2 protein-coding genes are annotated in these 2,441 nt (G+C 66.1%); both read right to left on the minus strand.

Annotation, left to right across the window (positions count from 1 at the left end):
• Nucleotides 1–53: 53 nt before the first annotated feature.
• Nucleotides 54–1,160: an ABC transporter permease gene (locus WCB02_RS41935; protein WP_423968901.1), complete on the minus strand. Its 1,107-nt coding sequence runs from the start codon at nt 1,158–1,160 to the stop codon at nt 54–56.
• Nucleotides 1,153–2,441: ABC transporter ATP-binding protein (locus tag WCB02_RS41940; RefSeq protein ID WP_423968903.1), on the minus strand; the 1,289-nt coding region annotated here is incomplete at its 5' end. The genes WCB02_RS41940 and WCB02_RS41935, both read right to left, overlap by 8 nt.

A 2,441-nucleotide genomic window follows, 5' to 3' on the forward strand; every position in this document is an offset into this window, starting at 1 on the left:
GTCACCGGGGCATTGGCCAGCCAGTTGATCAGAAAATTGGTCACGGCATCCCTTCAGCGAATCCAGCGGATGCGATGGCGGATCAGAAACTCCGACGAGGCGACCGCCATCACGATGATCGCCTCGATCATCTGCACCATCGTGAAAGGGATTTGATAAAACACCTGCAGCGTCTGCCCGGTGATGAAGAGCACGGCGATCAGGAAACCCGTCACCGCGACCACGAGCGGATCGTTGCGCGACAGGAAGGCGATCAGCACGCCGGAGAACACGTAGCCATTGGCGAACGACTGGGTCAGCCGTCCCTCCTGGCTCGCGACGTTGATGAAGCCGGCAAGCCCCGCGCAGGCGCCGGACGCCGCGATGATCCACACCGTCGCCGCCTGCACGGGCACGCCGACGATCTTCGCCATCTGCGGATTGGCGCTGATGAAGCGGGTGTAGAAGCCGATCCGGCTGAGATGAATCAGCCAGCCGGCCGCCAGCACGCCGCCGATGGCAATCAACAGGCCGCTGTTGACGCCGTAGCCGACATCGCCCAGCCGTTCGAACGGACGAAATGGGGAGGATTGCGGAAATGCCGTCTTGGCATCCTGCCAGGCGCCGTATAGCAGGTGGAACAGGAAATACATTGCGACATAGTTCAACAGCAGGGTCGCGATGATTTCGTTGACGCGAAAGCGCATCTTCAGGAGCACGGCGAGCGATACCCAGAGCCCGCCGCCCAGCGCCGCGGCGAGTCCCATCAGCAGCAATCGTATCGCTGGTGGTCCGACATCATAGATCGAGATCGCGGCAGCGAAAATGCCGCCGAAGGTCATCTGCCCCTCGATGCCGAGATTCCAGAAGCCGATCCGGAATGCCAGGCTGGCGCCAAGCCCGACCAGGATCAGGGGCGCGGCCTGGATCAGCACGCCGCGCAGGTTTTCCGCCGTCAGCACGCCGGCCAGTTCGCTCGCAAGCGTCAGCGGCGCAATACCGGCGGCGGCGAGAATGGCGACGGAGATGGCGAGCCCGAGGATGAGGGAGGTGCCGACAAACAACGCCTGCTTCCACGGCGCCAGATCCTGGCGCACGTCGAGCGTGAAACGCCCGAGACCGCGGGATGTGGGCGGGGCCGGCACGCTCACGCGATCGGGTTGGCGCGAGACGTCATGCATGGCCGACCATCGCGCGGCCGATGGCCTGGCGATCGGCGGGCCGTGCGAACTCGCCGACGATGCTGCCGCGTGTCATCACGCCGATGCGGTCGGACAGGCTGAGAATCTCGTCGAGATCCTCGCTGATCAGGACGATGGCGGCGCCGCGTTCGCGGGCCACGATCAAACTCTGATGCACGGCTGCGCAGGCGCGTGCGTCGAGCCCGCGGCTCGGGCTGTGCGCGACGACGACCTCGGGCTTGCGGCTGAACTCCCGGGCAATGACCAGTTTTTGCGCGTTGCCGCCGGAGAGCAGCGCGGCCTTCTGCCTGACGCTGCGGACGCCCTGAACGTCGTAGTCCTTGACCGCCGCCACGGCGTCGCGGCGCATCGCCGCGCGGTCAAGTTTCATGACGCTGCCGTAGCGGCCGGAGCGGATCTGCGCGACCGCGAGATTGTCGCTGATCGACAGGCTTCCCGCCAGCGCGAACGCGTAGCGGTCGGCCGGGATCGCGGCGATTGCCGCCTCGCGGCGCTTCGCCGGACTGGCGTGGCTGATATCGCCGGGCCCCTCGAGCCAGATCTCGCCCGATGACGGTTCGATGGCGCCGATCAGCGCTTCGGCGAGTTCGGCCTGGCCATTGCCGCTGACGCCGGCGATGCCGTAGATCTCGCCGGCGCGGACGTAGAAGCTGGCGTTGTTCAGCATGGTCCGGCCGTCGCCGCGCGTATAGCAGAGCGCGCCGACATTGAGCCGCGTCGGACCGCCCAGATGCGGCGTGCGCCCCGGCAGCGCCGAGGTCTGGCCGACTGTCAGTTCGGTCAATTGTTCCGCGCTCGACTGGCGCGGATCGAGTTTTGCGACCGTCCTGCCGCCGCGCATGATCGTAACCACGTCGGCAAAGCGCTTCACCTCATGCAGCTTGTGCGTCACCAGCACCACCGCGGTGCCGGAACGCGCCAGGCGCTGCACGATTTCGAGCAGGGCGATCGCCTCTGCGTCGGTCAGGACCGCGGTCGGCTCGTCGAGGATGAGGATTTTGGCGCCGCCGACCAGGACCTTGACGATTTCGACCTGCTGCTGCTCGGCCACCGTCATCGTGTCGATGCGACGGTCGGGATCGATCCTGAATTTGAGCGCCGCGACCTGCTTTTCGATCGCGGCGCGGATGTGCCGGATTCCGGAGGCAAAATGCGGCTGCGGGTTGGCCAGCAGCACGTTCTCCGCCACGGTGAACGGCTTCAGCAGTTTGAAATGCTGATGCACCATGCCGATGCCGTGGCTGCGGGCCGCCGCCGGAC

The organism is Bradyrhizobium sp. (genome assembly GCF_049581145.1).
Taxonomy (GTDB): Bacteria; Pseudomonadota; Alphaproteobacteria; order Rhizobiales; family Xanthobacteraceae; genus Bradyrhizobium.

Excerpts from the sequence above, each read along its gene's own strand:
- WCB02_RS41935 (WP_423968901.1), bottom strand. The coding sequence starts at position 1,160 with ATGCATGACGTCTCGCGCCAACCCGATCGCGTGAGCGTGCCGGCCCCG.